The sequence below is a fragment of the Rhodococcus sp. OAS809 genome, assembly GCF_040546695.1.
Taxonomy (GTDB): Bacteria; Actinomycetota; Actinomycetes; order Mycobacteriales; family Mycobacteriaceae; genus Rhodococcus_F; species Rhodococcus_F qingshengii.
Genome location: NZ_JBEPOI010000002.1, coordinates 26,289 through 44,060, shown reverse-complemented (window position 1 = coordinate 44,060; position 17,772 = coordinate 26,289). Strand labels below are relative to the sequence as shown.

The 17,772-nt window shown below is 65.6% G+C and carries 12 protein-coding genes and 1 tRNA gene; 4 read left to right on the top strand and 9 right to left on the bottom strand.

Going from position 1 to position 17,772, the window contains the following annotated elements; genetic code table 11:
- Positions 1-9,312, bottom strand: a complete 9,312-nt coding sequence (locus tag ABIE52_RS03340) for a type I polyketide synthase (RefSeq protein WP_003945349.1) — start codon at positions 9,310-9,312, stop codon at positions 1-3.
- Between the two features lie 419 nt (positions 9,313-9,731).
- Here ABIE52_RS03340 and ABIE52_RS03335 point away from each other — a divergent pair, with 419 nt between their 5' ends.
- Both ABIE52_RS03335 and ABIE52_RS03330 read left to right on the top strand, forming a co-directional pair.
- On the top strand, positions 9,732-10,448 hold the full coding sequence (locus tag ABIE52_RS03335) for a DUF8548 family protein (protein ID WP_054826558.1): 717 nt from the start codon (positions 9,732-9,734) through the stop codon (positions 10,446-10,448).
- A gap of 73 nt (positions 10,449-10,521) precedes the next feature.
- Positions 10,522-10,603 (top strand) — tRNA-Leu (locus tag ABIE52_RS03330).
- A gap of 59 nt (positions 10,604-10,662) precedes the next feature.
- Here the strand turns inward: ABIE52_RS03330 and ABIE52_RS03325 are convergent.
- Positions 10,663-11,382, bottom strand: coding sequence for an aspartate/glutamate racemase family protein (locus ABIE52_RS03325; protein WP_054832213.1), 720 nt, complete (start codon positions 11,380-11,382; stop codon positions 10,663-10,665).
- A gap of 354 nt (positions 11,383-11,736) precedes the next feature.
- Here ABIE52_RS03325 and ABIE52_RS03320 point away from each other — a divergent pair, with 354 nt between their 5' ends.
- A complete protein-coding gene (locus ABIE52_RS03320; RefSeq protein WP_021333455.1) occupies positions 11,737-12,144 on the top strand; it encodes a hypothetical protein in 408 nt (135 codons plus the stop codon).
- Positions 12,141-12,521, top strand: a complete 381-nt coding sequence (locus ABIE52_RS03315) for a DUF3817 domain-containing protein (RefSeq protein ID WP_125051494.1) — start codon at positions 12,141-12,143, stop codon at positions 12,519-12,521. The genes ABIE52_RS03320 and ABIE52_RS03315 overlap by 4 nt, the downstream gene beginning before the upstream one ends.
- Before the next feature lie 62 nt (positions 12,522-12,583).
- Here the strand turns inward: ABIE52_RS03315 and rdgB are convergent, their stop codons facing one another.
- The 7 genes from rdgB to clpS all read right to left on the bottom strand — a co-directional run bounded on the left by rdgB (position 12,584) and on the right by clpS (position 17,664).
- On the bottom strand, positions 12,584-13,192 hold the full coding sequence (rdgB, locus tag ABIE52_RS03310) for an RdgB/HAM1 family non-canonical purine NTP pyrophosphatase (RefSeq protein ID WP_019749148.1): 609 nt from the start codon (positions 13,190-13,192) through the stop codon (positions 12,584-12,586).
- A gap of 3 nt (positions 13,193-13,195) precedes the next feature.
- A complete protein-coding gene (rph, locus tag ABIE52_RS03305; RefSeq protein ID WP_003945332.1) occupies positions 13,196-13,981 on the bottom strand; it encodes a ribonuclease PH in 786 nt (261 codons plus the stop codon).
- Positions 13,982-14,033: 52 nt separating this feature from the next.
- Complete coding sequence (locus ABIE52_RS03300; RefSeq protein ID WP_007733274.1) at positions 14,034-14,792, bottom strand: cyclic nucleotide-degrading phosphodiesterase; 759 nt, start codon at positions 14,790-14,792, stop codon at positions 14,034-14,036.
- Between the two features lie 97 nt (positions 14,793-14,889).
- Positions 14,890-15,549: a rhomboid family intramembrane serine protease gene (locus ABIE52_RS03295; RefSeq protein ID WP_030537907.1), complete on the bottom strand. Its 660-nt coding sequence runs from the start codon at positions 15,547-15,549 to the stop codon at positions 14,890-14,892.
- Between the two features lie 92 nt (positions 15,550-15,641).
- Entirely contained in the window at positions 15,642-16,709 is a 1,068-nt protein-coding gene (locus ABIE52_RS03290) for a P1 family peptidase (protein WP_162113781.1), read from the bottom strand.
- Positions 16,706-17,296, bottom strand: coding sequence for an oxidative stress transcriptional regulator AosR (gene aosR, locus ABIE52_RS03285; protein WP_003945318.1), 591 nt, complete (start codon positions 17,294-17,296; stop codon positions 16,706-16,708). Before aosR ends, ABIE52_RS03290 begins: the two co-directional genes overlap by 4 nt.
- Before the next feature lie 56 nt (positions 17,297-17,352).
- On the bottom strand, positions 17,353-17,664 hold the full coding sequence (clpS, locus tag ABIE52_RS03280) for an ATP-dependent Clp protease adapter ClpS (RefSeq protein ID WP_037132099.1): 312 nt from the start codon (positions 17,662-17,664) through the stop codon (positions 17,353-17,355).
- Between the last annotated feature and the right edge of the window lie 108 nt (positions 17,665-17,772).

The following is a 17,772-nucleotide window of genomic DNA, read 5'->3' as shown; positions in this document are numbered from 1 at the left end:
CTACTTGCAGCCGGGCAGATTCGAGCGGTACACCTGGTCTGCGCCGAGTCGTGCGTCCTCGCTCAGCAGCATGTCCGCTTCGAGCTGACGCGACGCCTTGGCCGGCGTTCCGTCGGCACCGAGGCGACGATCCGCCGGGCGCTCGTAGAGGCTGTCGCCACCGCACATCGCCTTCGCGAGGCGACGCTGACCGTCGATCGTCCGCTGCTGGGCCGCAGCAACATAGGCGTCACGCTTGTCGGCCGGAACCGACTCGACGAATGCCTGCGGGTGCACGACTGCGATCAGTCCGGAGACGTGACCGAAGCCGAGGCTGGTCAGCAGGCCCGCGCGCAGCGGAAGATGCTCACCGAACTTGAGCGGCTGACGTGCCCACACGAGGTGCTCGAATTCGGCCATCTTGTCGTCGACGCAGTCGAGGCTGCGGTTCGGCGGGACGATGCCCTGGCTCAGTACCTGGCAGAGCCCGATCAGCTGGAAGGCTGCGGCACCACCCTTGGCGTGACCGGTCAGGCTCTTCTGCGAGACCACGAACATCGGCGCGCCTTCACTGCGTCCCAATGCCCCGGCGAGGCGCTCGTGCAGCTCTGCCTCGTTGGGATCGTTGGCGGCAGTGGAGGTGTCGTGCTTGGAGATCACGGCGATGTCGTCGGCGCTCACGCCGAGTGCGTTGAGCGAGAGTGCGAGCTGCGAATCCGCTCCCCCACGTCCGGCACCCAATGCTCCGAGTCCCGGTGCCGGGATCGAGGTGTGGACACCGTCGGCGAACGATCCGGCCCAGGCGACCACACCGAGGACGGGAAGACCCATCTCGAGTGCCAGGTCACCGCGAGCGAGGAGAATCGTTCCGCCACCAGCCGACTCGACGAATCCGCCGCGGCGACGATCGTTGGCCCGCGAGAAGCGGCGATCCTCGATGCCCTTGGCATGCATGTCCTCGGTCTTGGCAGTGGCCGACATGTCGCCGAAGCCGATGATGCCTTCCGTGCTCAGATCGTCGAACCCCCCGGCAACAACCAACTGCGCCTTGCCGAGTCGGATCTTGTCGACACCTTCTTCGACGGATACCGCTGCCGTGGCGCAGGCGGCGACGGGATGAACCATCGCGCCGTAACCGCCGACGTACGACTGAACGACGTGCGCTGCAATGACGTTCGGCAGCGCTTCCTGCAGGATGTCGTTCGGACGGTTCTCGCCGAGCAGCGTGTCGATGTACAGGCTCCTCATGGAGGTCATGCCGCCCATGCCGGTGCCCTGCGTGTTGGCGACCAGGCTCGGGTGTACCCAGCGGAGCAGTTCGCTCGGAGTGAAGCCGCCGGTGAGGAAGGCGTCCACCGTTGCGACGATGTTCCAGAGGCCGACGCGGTCGACCGAATCTGCCATGTCGGCGGGGATGCCCCACTTGGTGACGTCGAAGTTGGTCGGAATCTGACCGCCCACACTACGAGTCAGCTTCATCTTGCGCGGGACGCGGATCTCGGTGCCTGCGCGGCGGGTGACCGTCCAGTCGCCGGACTCGGCGGAAACCGTCGACGTCGTGTTCTCCGGATCGGATTCGACGAAGGCCTGAGCCTCTGCCTCACTGCCGACCACGAAGCTCAGATCCTTGTCCAGGAACACGGAGGTGAGCAGCGGAGCGGTGTTGTCGATCATCGCGCCCTCGTCGACGTAACGACGGATGCCGCAACGCTCGACGACTGCGTCGTGGTACTTGTCGGCGATTTCCGCCTCGGGTACCAGGTCACCGGATTCGACGTCGTACCAGCCCGGCTTGGGGTCGTTCTCCCAGACGATGAGTCCGGTGTTCCACGCCAATTCGAGAACGCCTGCGGCAGAGAGCTGCTCGTCGACCTCCATCTCGAAGCGGGTACGCGAGGAACCGTAGGGTCCGAGCTCTCCGGCACCCACGATGACCACGAGGTCCGCGGGGGTGACGTCCAGTTCGGGCCAGCTCGGAGCCTTGACCGAGTCGTCGATGCGAGCCGGCGCGGGCAGCGCCAGGATGCTGGACTCGTCCACTGCTTCGTCGACAGCTTCGGCGATCTCGGCAACCTCGGCAGCTTCCTTGGCCAAAGCACCCAGATCCAGGTTGGCCTCGGACAGTCCGCCGGTCAGGTCGACCTCGAGCGGGGCCTCGGCTGCAGCGCGCCGCGACTCGCGGGTTGCCGTCTTCAGCAGTTGGGTCGCCATCTCCTGGGTGGACCAGGTGCGGACGCCCGCAGCTTCGACTGCGTCGACGATCGGATCGTTGTGACCCATGAGTCCGGTTCCGCGAACCCAACCGATGACCGCATGTGCCAACGTGACCCGCTCGGCCCAGTTGCGCTCGGCCTTCCAGCGGTTGACCACGGCGATCAGCGAAGCCTTGGCCTCACCGTATGCACCGTCGCCGCCGAACGTTCCGCGGTTCGGCGAACCGGGCAGCACCACGTGCAGGTGCGTGTCGACGTCGCTGTCGTAACCGATCTTCGACAGACCGCCGATGAGGCGCTCCACCGACCAGAGCAGCACGCGCATTTCCATTTCGGCGCGAGCGCCGGCGTCGGAGAGTTCGCCGCCGACACGGGGAGCTGCGAACGGGAAGAGCATCGTCGGCGTCATGGCCGGCTTGATGAGCTTCTTTGCGCCGCCTGCGTTCTCGGTGGCTTCGTTGCCGATCCAGTCGATCAGTGCGTCGACGTCGGTGTACGACGCCATGTTCGCGGGAACCACCCAGAGGGCGGCACCGGCGCGAGCATTCTCGCGGTACAGGTCGCGGTAGAAGCCGAGACGCTGACCGTCGAGTCGCGAGGTGGTCACGAATACCGTTGCGCCACCGGCAAGGAGCTTGCCCGTGACCGCTGCCGCGATGGAACCCTTGCTGGCGCCCGTCACTACTGCGACCTCGCCTGCCCACTCGGGTGCGTCGGATTCTGCCGCAGCAGCCGCATCAGCGATGCGGGTGTAGACCTCGGCGAGTGCGGTGCGGCCTTCGTCGCTCGCACGGGTGGCCCACCACTTCGCCTGTGCGGCGACGGTGGAGCCTGCACCGATGAAGTTCTCGACCGACAACGCGGTGTCACCGAGCCAAATGCGAGCGAGATCCTCACGCGCACTTGCCCAGCGGTCGTCGAGCAGAACGGCCTTCTGCGCGTCGAATGCCGGAGCAACCAAACGCGGCCAGTCGGAGCCGAGTTCAGCCGAGACCAGGTCGACCAGTTCGGTGTCCTCGACCGTCGCGACTGCCGTTTCTTCGTTCAGTCCGAGCTGCTCGAGCACCAGGCGTGCGGCCGAGGCCAGAACGCCGTTGCGACCGGTGATGTTCTCGGTGAACTCACCCAGAGCGGCTGCGTCGACGGTTCCGCCGCTTCCGCCGCCGGTAGCGGGCAACGAGACACTGACTCCACGAGCAGACCCGACCGAGGCAACTGCGCTGTCGATGACTGCGTCCACTGCTGCCGCGTCGGCCAGTGCGCCGGAGCTCAGGCCACCGAGGTCGCCGCCGCGGATGCTGGCGCCGTCACGGGTACCGAGAGCCACTGCTGCGGTGACGTGGTGTGCCCAGCCGTCGCCCAGTTCCCAGACCTTCTTGACGCGGTCGGCGATGTAGCCGGGACGCTTGCCCGAGGGGCCGAAGACCTTGCGCAGGTGATCGTTGATCGAATCGGAGAGCACCGGTCCGAACGGCTTGTACGTACGGGCGAGCTTGTCGACGGTTGCCCCCAGGGAGCCCATGTCGGCGTCTGCGGCCCCGTCGATGGCACCGAGGGAGAGCTCGGAGCCGAGGTCGACCAGAAGCTGGTTGCGACGCGAGGAAACGCCGTCGCACAGTGCCTCGATCGTGTCCGCGGGGCCGACCTGATCGGGACGGAGCTTGGTCCACAGGCTGATCAGGACCTTCGTGGCGTCGGGCGCCTTGAAGGTGAGGTCGTCCGGACGCGGTCCACCCGAAGGTGCAGCCGGCGCGGCAGCGGCAACCGGAGCAGCGGCCGCGGCGGCCGGAGCAGCCTGCGCGGCAGGCGCTTCGATCTCGTCGTCGTCATCGACAGCGGGGTCGACGTCGGTGCCGTAGACGATCGCAGCTTCGCGCTCGACGTTGAGAACCTCGACCGGGTAGCCGAAGCGGCCCGGCAGCTTGAGGGTCTGCGACGCGAGGTTCGCGACGGTGGGGGCAGCGCCGAGACCGATCTCGACGAAGCGTTCGACCCCGAGCCCTCCTTCGGACTCGTCACCGAAGAGCAGGTCCTGCGTCTCGATCCAACGGACCGGGCTGGCGAACTGCCAAGCCAGCAGCTCGATCAGGATGATGCGGGACAACTCGTGAGTGCGCGTTGCGTAGCTGTCGAAGTCTGCGAGGACTTCCTGCAGCGGCTCGGACGGCACCAGGTCGGCGATTTCCTGAACGAAGTCACGACGCAGCGAGAACGGCTTCGGAACCAGGTTCGGGATGTAGCGGCCGATCAGGATGTCCGGATCGATGTCGTGCGGGAGCAAGTCCTGCAGGCACACACGGAAGTCCGCCACGCCACCGCGAAGGACGGTGGAGTGGAACGGCACGTCGATGCCGGGAACCTGGATGTATGCCCGCTTGCCACCGAATTCTGCTCGGCGACGGTCGATTTCGACCTCGAGTGCGTCGAGACCGGCTACCGAGCCGGCAATGGCGTACTGGCTGCCGCGCAGGTTCAGGTTGACGATTTCGAGGAACTCACCGGAAGACTCGGCGACACCGGCGACGAAGCCCTGCACGTCGTCGTCGGAAACACCGATCTGCGACGGGCGGATAGCGGCCATGCGGTAGTCGGAGCGTCCGGCTTCGTCGCGGGGAACGAGCTGGTGCATGGCCGAGCCACGCTGGAAGACGACCTCGAGAAGCGCTTCGAGCGGGAAGACCTCGGCGACAGCGGCGAGTGCGTTGTACTCACCGACCGAGTGACCGGCCAGAAGCGAATCCTCGATGAAGGTTCCGGACTCGCGCAGCTCGGCAACCTGGGCAACACCGAGAACGGCCATGGCGACCTGGGTGAACTGGGTCAGGTGCAGGACACCGTCGGGATGCCTGTGCTCGACACCACGGGCCTTGACGGTCACCGGGTTGTCGCGCACGACAGCGAGAATCGAGAATCCGAGTGCCTTACGAGTGTGCTTGTCCGCGCGCTCCCAGACGTCGCGGGCGGCCTTGGAGCGTGCGCGAGCGTCGAGGCCCATGCCCGGGCGCTGAATGCCCTGGCCGGGGAAGGCGTAGACGGTCTTCGGCGCGGCGGTGCGGCCGGTGGCGACCATGACCAGTTCACCGTCGATGCGGCAGCCGACCTCGACGATTTCCGCGCCCTGGTCGATACCGACACGATCGACACGGACGTCGATCTCGGCGCCGGGTCGAACCATCCCGAGGAAGCGAGCGGTCCAGGCGGTCAGGCGGCGCGGCGGGACGCGGGTCTCGGCCGGGTCGACTGCGGTGACTACCTGCTGCGCTGCGGCGGAGAGCCACATGCCGTGCACGATCGGGGTTCCGAGGCCGGCCAGCAGAGCGGCGTTGTCGGAGGTGTGAATCGGGTTGTGGTCACCGGAAACCTGAGCGAAGGCGCCCATGCTGACCGGAGCGAGGATCTTCGCGTCACGGCGACGACGACGCGAGGTGTCGACAGCCGCATCGCTGATCGATCCACCGGCGCGAGCCGGGTCGGCGAGTTCGCCTGCACCGGTGCGTCCGCGGATCGCGAAACGCTCGGTCATGGTGACGACTGCGGGGGCGTCGAGGCCCTCGCCGAGCATGGCACCGACCTCGACCTTGACCTCGACGACACGACCGAGGTCGGTGTCGAGAACCGAGGCGACCTCGGCATTGACCACGAGAATGCTTGTCTCGGAGGGAAGTTCACCGACGAAGTGGACGGTGTGGTCGAGGTGGACCAGGTCGAGCATGCCTTCGATAACGGAAAGACTGTCCAGCTTGGCTGCGCCGAGGACGGCGAAGACGGCGGGCCAGCATGCTCCGACGACGACGTCCGGAACAGCCTTGCCGCTGACACTGAGCGTGGCGGGCAGACCAGAACCGGTGACACCGGCGTGATCGGCGATTCGATCGGGAACCCACGCGACGTTGAGGCGGGCCTTGCCGTTCTTGACTGTCGGAAGTTCCTGTCCGGCAGCAACTGCCAGCAGCGCGGACATCGCACCTTCGGCGTCGGCTTCGGTGACAACCGGAGCGCCGCCGTCGACGACGGACTCGGGGATCGTGATCGTGATGTCGACGGACTTGCCTGCCACCAACGGAACCGAAAGCAGCACGTGCGAGGAATCGACGACGGTCAGACTGGAACCGGTGGTGCCGTGAACTGCCTTGTCGGCAGACTCCGCACTCCACTCGTCGAGGTCGCCGAGACGACGGACGGGGTTCTGGGTCAGGCGGCCGGCCCACTGGAGGTCAGGAGCCGAGAGAACGGCGTCGAGAAGTCCGGGTGCGGAATCCTGGTGGCGACGGCTCGCGAGTGCCACCGGAGTGGTTCCGGCAGCAACCAATTCGTCGTAGGTAGCCTTCTCGAAGCGATCGAGCAGGTCACCGACCGGCTCGTCGACACGGGTGATGCCGGCGACGGCAACGGTGCCGGGGATGACGCAAACCTGATCGGCGGTGTAGCGGGGATCGTGTGCCTGCCACAGGGAGTCGCTGCGCCACCAACGACGCACGTCACCGTCGACGACGGGAACGAAGTTGACCGGCTTGCCCGGCGTCTTGCACAGCGAGATGAAGAACGAGACGTCTGCGGGATGCAGAACGGTCGTCGAGTAGTCCGGGTACGACGCCTGCAGTGCGCAGATTGCAGCCTCGGGGCGCTCGAGGGTCTCGGCGTCAGCGAACAGTGTGGGGATCGGGCCGCGGTCGACCGGGTGCAGACGCGCCTCGGTGCGCTGGAGCATCTCGCCGAAGCGAGCACGCCAGGTGATGTCGAGCCACGGGCTCGACGTCGCCTCGACGATGGCGTCCTGAAGATCGGCGCCGCAGTCGAATTCCTTCGCCGCGTCGATGCCGACGGTCAGCTCGAGGTAGCGGCGCAGCCACTGTGCGTACGTCATGGTCTCGACGTCGCCGAAGTACGGCTTTGCGGTGACGTCGAGGGCGGCGATGATCTCGTCGCGGCGCTCGGCCACTGCCTCGGAATCGCCGGCAACCTCGTCGAGGAGGCGCCCGGTACGCGAAGCCGCGTTGTCGATCTCGTGGATGTCGGCACCGAGCTGGCTACGGCCGGAGGCCATTCCGCCTTCAGCGGTACCTGCACCGACCCAGTCCGGCGTACCGGGTGTGTCGACGAGGAGCTGCTTGACCTCGGGAGAGGTGGTGGCCTCGAGAGTCGCCATGGCTGCGGTGCCGACCAGGATGCCGTCGACGGGCATGGCCGGGAAACCGGCTGCGGCGGACCAGCGACCGGTCAGGTAATCAGCTGCGCGCTCGGGTGTTCCGATGCCGCCACCGACGCAGATGACCAGGTTCGGACGTGTACGCAGCTCGGCGTACGTGTCGAGGAGCAGGTCGTCGAGGTCTTCCCACGAGTGGTGTCCGCCGGCGCGGCCGCCTTCGATGTGGACGATGACCGGGAAATTCGGAACCTCGTTGGCGATGCGGATCACGGAGCGGATCTGCGCCACGGTGCCGGGCTTGAATGCAATGTTGGTGATGCCGATCTCGGACAACTCGTCGATGAGGGCAACAGCCTCTTCGAGTTCCGGGATACCGGCGGTGACGATGACGCCGTCGATGGGAGCACCGGCGGTACGGGCACGCTGCACGAGGCGCTTGCCACCGAGCTGCAGCTTCCACAGGTACGGGTCGAGGAACAGGGAGTTGAACTGGACCGCGCGGCCCGGCTCGAGCAGCATCTTCAGCTCTGCGACACGGTCTTCGAAGATTTCTTCGGTGACCTGCCCGCCACCGGCAAGCTCGGCCCAGTGACCGGCATTGGCTGCCGCGGCAACGATCTTGGCGTCGACCGTCGTCGGCGTCATACCTGCGAGCAGGATGGGTGAACGACCGGTCAGCTTCGTGAACGCGGTCTCGACGCCGATACGGCCGCCGGGAAGCGCAACGGGCTTCGGCGCGAACTCGGACCACGAACGTGAGACCTCAGGTGCTGCACCGGGGGTGAGCAGATTGCGGTGTCCGCCGCGGGTGGCTGCGGCAATGATGCCGATGCCCTGTCCACGCAGCGAAGAGGACGTCATACGGGTCAGCTGATCGCTGGGTCCGAGATCGAGAATCCACTTGGCGCCGGCGGAGATTGCGCCGTCGACAGCCTCGACCCAGTCGACCGGATCGACGAGGACACCCTGTGCAAGTTCACGCGCACGGTCCGCGTCGAGACCGCAACGGGTCGCCCAGCTGCCGACGAGTTCGACGGCCTCGGTCAATGCGGGGTGATGGAAGCCGATTTCGGTGTCGAGCGGATCGAAGGACGGCGCGAAGACGGAACCGCCACGCTTCTTACCCTCACGCTCGCGGGCTTCCTCGGCTTCGATCTGTTCACAACGCTCTTGCACGCGTGCCAGCTGAGCGGGCGGCCCGGCGAGAACGACGCGGCGACGGCCGTTGCGGATGGCGAGGACAGCCGCGCGCTCAGGCGCCACACCCTCGGCAAGCTCGGCGACGATGGCGGCGAGACGCTCGGGATCGACGCCCGAGACCGCAACCATCGGCTTCGCGGAGGCGCCGGCGATGACGCCGCGGCGACGGCCGACCAAGCTGGCAGCAGCACCGACGAGCTGTGCGACGGCGAGGAGTTCACCGTCGTCGTTGCCCTGCGCGGCTACGGCAGCCGTGGCCAGAAGGCCCTGCGAGTGGCCGATGACGGCAGCCGGCGGGTTACCGGCTACATCCAGGCCCTGAGCGGAGAGTGCACGCAACGCCGCAAGCTGCGTGAGGAAGACGCCGGGGAGTGACACCGGAGCTGCGGTAAGCGCGGCAGCGGAAGGCCCGGCCGACTTCTCACCTTCTTCTTCGTCGACGATCTCGGCTTCGAGCATCCACGCGATCGGATCGAATCCGACCGGGCGAACCACGAGGAGATCCTGTGCGACGGGCGCGAGGCGTGCTGCTGCGTCGTTGACCAGATCGGTCAGAACGGGCTCCAGTCCGTTGTCACGGCTGAGCTCCTCGAGCGAGGTGAGCCAGGGAGCGCCCTGTCCACCGAAAGCGATTGCGTAGGAAACGCCGTTGTTCAGCGAATCGACGAGGGCACCTTTGCTGGTCGTGCGGGACTGTCCCCCATCGACGCCGAAACGGCGTCCACCCTTCGAGTCGCGTCCGTTTCCTGTAGGTGTCGTGTCATCGATCGTCACGCGTACGTCCTCTCCTGGTCACCTCTGCGGCGAGGTGGGATTTGCGGTGTGCTGCCCGGCTGAAGTGCTCGCGAATTCGTCGAGAGAATCGACGGAGTCAGGGCGTTCGTGCAAGACAAGGTTTACACAGAATCATGAGGATTTCCTCACGTTTGTCGGCACCCTGGAAATCTGGACTTTCGGGGCCGTGATCTTCCTCACGAGACTTCGAGAAAGTGACTCGCGAGTAGGTCGCGAACGCCCTGCCTGGGACTGTTACCGGGATTTTCAGAAACCTGAGGAACCCCTCATATTTATTGTTACCAATTCGTGACCTCCTTGACGGACGGTCGATCCCGTGCGTTCCGGGCCACAATCTGTCGGACCCCCTCGCTACGTTCAGCGCGTCCACACCGGACAACTTCTCGGGGGGAGAAATCATGAAAGACACAGACGTAGTCAGAGCGGCCGAATTCATCGGCGCCGAGCTTCCGCGCGAGGCGTGGCCGCATTGGAATCAGGGATGGCCGCGCGAGTCCGAAGCCGCCCTTCTCGACGCGATCTTCTCGTCGCGCGCCGCCTACGGAACACCGAAGACCGGAGTCCGCGCCGTCGTCGACCGTTGGCGCACACACCGCTCGGTAGCCGCCGACGATCGCCTCGACAGCTTGCCCGCCCTCGCCGCCTTCACCGACCGTGGCGACGAGCTCGCAACGATTCTCGGCAATCGCCAGCGCGTGCCGGGCAACTACTTCACCAAAGCCGAGGGTGCGGCTCGTGCGGCCAAGGCGCTCGTCGATTCCGGTTGCCGGTCCAGTGCCGACGTCGAGGACACCGAAAGCCTCCGTTCGGCAGTCGTCTCCGTTCCGGGGCTCGGCCCCAGGACCTTCGAGACACTGATGTTCCTGTCCGGGAGGTTGACGGTAACTTCGATCGACCTGCTTGCACGGTTCGCCACCGAAGCAAGCAGTAGCGAGAAATTGTTGTCGAGCACCGACGCAGCCGAGTTGCTCGTTGCGGTTGCCGAACATCTCGATGTCGATGTTCAAACGCTCACCCACGCTGCGTGGCGATATCAACGCACCGCTGAGCAACCGCGCCGATCGGAGAGATCCGCTACGCCGCCGGCAGCGGATCCACTTGCCACAACGGCGTGAGAGCGCCCGGGCGCATCCCGACCAGGGTGGTGTGCCCGCGAGCGATTCCACTCGCGTATCCTTTGAATTCCGCGCGCGAGTGGCGGAATTGGCAGACGCGCTGGATTTAGGTTCCAGTGTCTCAGGACGTGGGGGTTCAAGTCCCCCCTCGCGCACAACGAAGAGCCCCGCCGGATCTGATCCGGCGGGGCTTTTTCGGTTCTCGTGAGCAAGGTCAGCGCTTTCGATCCTTGACCGGTGGAGTCATGTACGTCGTCCGGCTCGGCGTCAGCCCCAGACGGACCGAGCTCTCCAACCACGTGATCGCCGACGCCGTCGGATCCACAACCGGAACATGAATCCCTTTGCCATGCAGCCTGTCTCGGACTGCGCCGGTCACACCGAGCATGCCGGTGCAACCGAGAACGACGGAATCGGCCTCACCGTTCTCCACTGCCGTAGACGCCTGTGCGGCCAGTCGATCGACCAGTTCCTCCCGATCGGTGAGGCCCAGCACCGGCATGTCCACGACTCGAATACTGCCCAGCCGACCATCGAGCCCATACCGCCGAGTGAGCGATCGGAGCATCGGCACGACATTCGGCAGGATGGTCACGACACCGACGCGATCGCCCAGACTCATCGCTGTCAGAAATGACGGCTCGAAGCCGCCGACCACCGGAGCGTCGATGATCTCTCGGGCGGCATGCACTCCGGGATCGGCGAAACATGTGATGAACACACCGTCCACGCCGTCGGCAGCCGCTTCCTCGACCCTCTGCACTATCCCGGGACCGGCAAGTGCCTCGTCGTACTCGGACTCGATGCTCGCCGTGCCAGAGAGCAGTGACACGACGTCGACCGTCGTGCCGGGCGCCGCCCAGTGCTCCACCTCGTCTGTCACCGCCGGAGTCAGTGTGGTGTCGATGACCGGGCGAATCACTCTGATGTGCATGAAACACTCCCCTGCTTTCGGATACGCCCCGAGGTTATCGATGCAGCACAGCCGGGAGAATGTGTTCAGTGCCCTGGCGTTGCGGGTGAGGATGGGCATAGCGCACAGGTGCTGCGGGACGGCCCCTACGACACGCCGTGGCACGGCTTCTACGACACGCCGTGGCACGGCTTCTACGACACGCCGTGGCACGGCTTCTACGACACGCCGTGGCACGGCTTCTACGACACGCCGTGGCACGGCTTCTACGACACGCCGTGGCACGGCTTCTACGACACGCCGTGGCACGGCTTCTACGACACCGTGTCGGAGATCGCAGGGCGAGGCACTATAGCTCTCAGGTACCGTCTTAGTGTGTCCAAGAACGCTACTAAACGCCGACCTGCGCTGATTCTGCTGGTCATCGTGTCAGCTGCCGGCTGCCTCGCGCTCGGCTGGTGGCAGTGGGAGCGCTTCGAAGCCGTCGGAGGCTCGGGACAGAATCTCGGGTACGCGTTCCAGTGGCCGCTGTTCGCGGCGTTTGTCGTGTACGCGTACCGCAAGTTCGTTCAGCTCGAAGACGTGGACCCCGAAGAGGCCGAAGCCGAGGAAGCCGCCGCGGAGCCGCGTGAGATCCCCGCCGACCTCTTGCCGCAACGCCCGCAGGCCGAGTTCGACGATGTGAACCTCGACGTCGACGACCCTGAAGCCCGCCAAATGCTGGAATACAACGACTACCTTGCGCAGCTCGCCGCTCGCGAGTCCGATAGGAGCACGACGTGAGTACCGGTTCGGAAGCGAGCATCGCTACCCCCGCAGTCAACGCAGACAAGCAAAAGAAGGTTGCGTCGGCGCTGGTCCGATACCGCGTTCTCGCCTGGATCACCGGCCTCTGGCTGCTGTTCCTGACCGGTGAGATGGTCTACAAGTACCTGATACTCGACAATTCGGCGGACGCACCGTCGTGGTTGTTCTACATCGGCCAGATCCACGGCCTGTTCTACATGCTCTATCTCGTATTCACGATCGACTTGGCGATCAAGGCCCGGTGGAAGCCCGGTACGACGGTTGCCACCGCGCTCGCCGGCACGATCCCGTTCCTGTCGTTCGTGTTCGAGCACAAGCGAACCGCCCAGGTGAAGCAGGCTTATCAGCTCTGAGAGTTTCAAAAAGTAGAGCCCTGAGCGCAGACGCGTTCAGGGCTCTACTTTTCGGATTCGGTTCAGCCGGCCAGTGCCGCCAGCGCGGGAACGAGCTGTACGAGCGCGCGCCCTCGATGTGACGCCGCATCCTTCTCGGCCGGGGTGAGTTCTGCGGCCGAGCGGGTGTCGCCGTCCGGACGGAAGATGGGGTCGTATCCGAAGCCGCCGTCGCCGGCTGGTTCGCGGCCGATCACCCCGCGCCATTCGCCGCGCACGACGGTCTCGTCGCCGCCGGGGATCACCAGTGCACAGGCGGAGACGAATGCCGCGCCTCGACGCTCGTCCGGCACGTCTCCCAGCTGAGCCAGGACCAGAGCCGTGTTGGCGCCGTCGTTTCCGTGAGTGCCCGACCATCGCGCGGACAGCACACCGGGCATACCGTTGAGTGCGTCGATCTCGACACCGGAATCGTCTGCGATGCAAGGCATTCCGGTTGCAGCTGCTCCGTCACGCGCTTTGGCGAGCGCATTCTCCTCGAACGTCGCTCCGGTCTCGGGGGCTTCGGGGAACGGCGGGACCTCGTCGAGCCCGACCAGTTCGATTCCGTTCACTCCAGCGGCGTCGAGCACCCGGTGAAGTTCCTTCAGCTTCTTGGCATTTCGGCTGGCAACCAGTACTCGTACGCTCACAGCTCAGGCACCGAACTTCTTCTTGGGTTCCGGATTCTTCGGTTCGGGTAGCACCCCGGGATACGGCTCGGCCAACGCTTGACGCTGGATCTCGAAAAGTTGCTCACAACCAGCCAGAGCGGAGTCGAGCAGCTTGTCCAGCGTCGAGCGTGGGAAGGTGGCGCCCTCACCGGTTCCCTGAATTTCCACCAGCGTGCCGGTATCGGTGGCCACGACATTCATGTCTACCTCGGCACGCGAATCCTCTTCGTACGGAAGGTCGAGACGCACTCGTCCGTCCACGACGCCGACGCTGACGGCCGCTATGCCACACGAGATGGGCTGAGGGTCGGAGAGCAGGTCGGCGGCGCGCAGGTACGTCACGGCGTCGACCAGGGCCACGTATGCCCCCGTCACAGCCGCGGTGCGGGTACCGCCGTCGGCTTGGAGGACATCACAGTCGAGGGCGATGGTGTTTTCACCGATTGCCGCGAGATCGATGCACGCTCGAAGTGATCGGCCGATGAGTCGACTGATCTCCTGCGTGCGGCCGCCGACCTTGCCCTTGACCGATTCGCGGCCACTGCGTGTGTGCGTGGCGGCGGGAAGCATCGCGTATTCGGCTGTCAGCCAACCCAAGCCGGAGCCCTTGCGCCAGCGGGGTACACCCTCTTCGACGCTGGCGGTGCACATGACGCGAGTGTTCCCGAACTCGACCAGAACGGATCCGGCCGGGTGACTGGTGAACCCGCGGGTGATCTTGACCGTGCGGAGCTCGTCGTCCGCCCTACCGTCTTCTCGTGTAGTCACCTTCGTGAGCCTAGCGGTCGCCCGGTGAGCGCTGCACCGAATGTGAGGGGAATCAGATGTCGTAGACACTTCCGGCGGAGACGGCATGGACCGGTCCGGAGAATTCGGATTTCGCTTCGGCGATCACGTCTTCACGCGATGTCCACGGCGGGATGTGCGTGAGGAGAAGTTCCTTGACGCCGGCGAGGGCAGCCACACGGCCGGCTTCCTTACCGGAGAGGTGAACTCCCTCGGGGCGATCCGGACTGTCGGTCCACGACGCTTCGGAGAGCAACACGTCTGCACCACGCGCGAGTTCGACGACGTTGTCGCACATACCGGTGTCGCCTGTATAGACGAGGACGCGGCCGTCGGCGCCGGTGATCCGGAAACCGTAGGCCTCGGGTGGATGATTCATACGGCGGGCGACGACGCTCAGTTCACCGAACGTCACCGGCTCGTTCTCGGCCCAGAGCCGGACGTCGATGGTGTCGGAGATGTCGTCCATCTCGCCGGCGCACTCGGCGGAGGACACTCCGATGCGGCACGCGGTGTCGGTGGGGCCGTAAACCAGAGCACGGCCGACCGGCGGGTTGGGGTGATAGCGACGCCAGACGAGCAGGCCGGGCATGTCGAGACAGTGGTCCGCATGAAGGTGCGAAAGCAGGATCGTCACCTCGCCCGGATCGGCGTATCGCTGCAACGCCCCAAGAACTCCCGGGCCGAAGTCGATCACGAGCGGCGGAGTTCCCGGTGCCGTGAGCAGGTATCCCGAAGCCGGTGAATCCGGACCCGTGACGCTGCCGGAACACCCCAGGACGGTCATGCGCATACCGGTCATGCTGCCACGTCTACCCGTCTGGGAAAAAGCTCTTGGTGGTTTTGGCGCGTCGAAGTCACACCGCAGTGAGGGTGTGACCCACGTCCGTTCAGAAACTCGGTGGTCGAACGGCCGGCGCCGACCCGGCGCGCTTGGCCCTCTCCCCCGACGTCAACGCCCAGGCGGCAACCACGCCGCCGATCGCTCCGAACAGATGCCCTTGCCAGGAAACCCGTGGATCGCTCGGCAGAACGCCCCACAGCACTCCGCCGTACACGACGAAGACGGCAACGCCGATCAGGATCTGTGTGAAACTCCGCGTGAAGAACCCGCGCACCAGCAGGTAGGTGACCCAGCCGAAGATCAGCACGGACGCACCGACGTGATTCGAGTTCGAGCCGGCGAACAACCAGGTCCCGACGCCGCCGATCACCCAGATGATGCCGGTCGCCGCGAGTCCCCGCGCAATTCCCGACACCAGCACGAGGTATCCGAGGATCAGCACCGGAATGGTGTTGGCGATCAGATGACCCCAGTCGTCGTGCAACACCGGGGCGAACAGGATTCCCCACAGGCCGTCGAGCGTGCGCGGGGTGACGCCGGCGTTCTGGACGTTCTGACCGGAGATGACATCCACGATCTCGATCACGTAGAGCAGGATCGCGAAGCCGCCCACCAACACGGCCGACTGCTTCCACACCGAGGGCGGACCGGATTTCCGTGCCGGCGTCCGGGTGCCGAAGTCCGGACTGTTGAAATCCATCGTCATCGTGTGCGTCCTCCACCGTCGATCCGGTCTTCTGATCCGGTCACTTGCGACCAGGCTCAATTCGAGATTACCGCCGATTCCAGGAGTGCTGCTTAGAGAAATGCGGACGGGAAGAGTTCGCGGTAGCTCGGGATTCCGGCTACCGACGTGGCGTCGAGAATCGCTGTGACGATCGCACGTTCGACCACCTGGGCCGAAGCCGCGCACACCGCGTCGAGTATCGGCAGTTCGTTCGGGAAAGCGTCCGGAACCGTGATCTCCGAGTTCGGAGTGTGATCACCGGTGGCGAGCGCAAAGATCGTGTCGCCGTCGAGCGGCGAATGTGCGGGCCGAATCGCTCGGGCCAGGCCGTCATGACCTGCGACGGCGACGCGTCGGCACCCGGCTTTCGTCAAGGCGGCGTCAGTGGCGACCACACCGATCGTGGTGTTGAGGACGGTTCCCTTGGCTGCAACGGCGTTGGCCGACGCGAGTTCGGACGCGTCGGGGAGCCTGAGGCCGAACGACTCCGCGCCGTCCGAGCCGACGCCCCACGGCAGGCCTGTTCTGGGGTCGAAGACCGAACCCACCGGATTCGCCACGATCAAGGCGGAGACCGTCGTCCCCTCGGCGGGGCCGTCGGCGATCACGACGCTGGCCGTTCCCACCCCACCCTTGAGCGCTCCGGCTCTGGCACCTACCCCCGCGCCGACCGTGCCCGTGGCGAATTCGCGCGAAGCAGTGTCGGCAGCGAGGAATCCGAAATCGCCGGTCGGACGAACGGTCCAGTCCCCCACCGGCAGATCGAAGATCACGGCGCCGGGCACGATCGGTACCACCTGGCCGGGAGCGCCCATCGCGATCCCGTGATCGTGTTCCTCGAGCCAGCGCATCACTCCGTCGGCCGCGGCAAGTCCGTAGGCACTACCGCCGGTCAACAGCACGGCATTGACCTGCTGGACCGAATGGCTCGGGTCGAGCAGATCGGTCTCGCGGGTACCCGGACCGCCGCCCCGGACGTCGACTCCGGCGACCACACCGGCCGACGCGAGCACGACCGTGCAGCCGGTGGCTGCGCCGCTTCCGAGAGTGGCTCCCTCGTCGAGCTTGTGGTGATGACCGACGGCGAGGCCGGCGACATCTGTCAGTGAATCAGTGGGCCCGGTCCGCGTTGTGGTCATGGCATGAGCGCCTGGACGAGGGAGTCCTGCATCCACGTCAACCAGTGATAGACGTCGAGATGCGGGGCTCGCGGGTCGTCGGGTTCGAGGCTCTCCGGTGTGTCGGCGTCGATGCCGAGATTGGTTCCGAGCGCGAGACGGACGTCGTTGAGCGAGGACAGCCACGCATCGGCCTGTTCCTGCGTGAGAACAACCTTGCCGCCGGCCTCCGGAAGCGAAGCCAACAACATGCGAGCGGACTCACGCTTGGCATCGATGATCTCGGGCTCGTGCAAACTGCGCAGCGCGCCGTTGACATTGGCACCGGCGTCGTCGAGATCGTCACTGTCCGGAGCGACCTTGTCCGGATCGGTGCGCTGGAAGTCGGGCAGCAAACGCGCCAATACCGGATTGTCGGGCGTCTCCGAATTTCCGGTACGAAGGCCCGTCAGCGCGGCGAGCTCGTCTTGCGGCGCCGAAGACGCACGCTCGTCGAGAAGCCCGGTCACCGACTCCACGAGCGAGCGCAGAACCGCCGCCTCGTGGCCGTCCATCTCGGACTTGAACTTCACTCCGCCGAGTGAACTCTTCCTACTCCACGTCCGCACGCGTCGGACTCCCGTCTACGAGTTAGGCGAACAAATCGGTCGAAAAAGTGCTTTTCTCAGGTGTCGTCGCGTTGCATCGTGGCCCAGAGACCGGCAGCGTGGAGGCGACGAACATCGGCCTCCATCTTGTCGCGCGAACCGCTCGAGACCACGGCCTTGCCTTCCGAATGGACCTGCATCATCAGGTCGGTGGCCTTGGCTTTGCTGTAGCCGAACAACTTCTGGAACACGTAAGTCACGTAATGCATGAGATTGACCGGGTCGTCCCAGACGATGGTCACCCAGGGCCGATCTGCGGCTTCGATGGTCGAAACAGCCTCCGACTGCTCGGGCGTGGCTTGAGGAGAGGAAGCCGTAGCGCCTCTCATCGTTACGTTCGCCGAGTAAGTGCCGGACACGGTCGCGCCGCCGAAAACCATGTATCCAGGGTACGGCGCGACGAGAGGCGACAACACCCACCCACGTCGTCTCGCGCA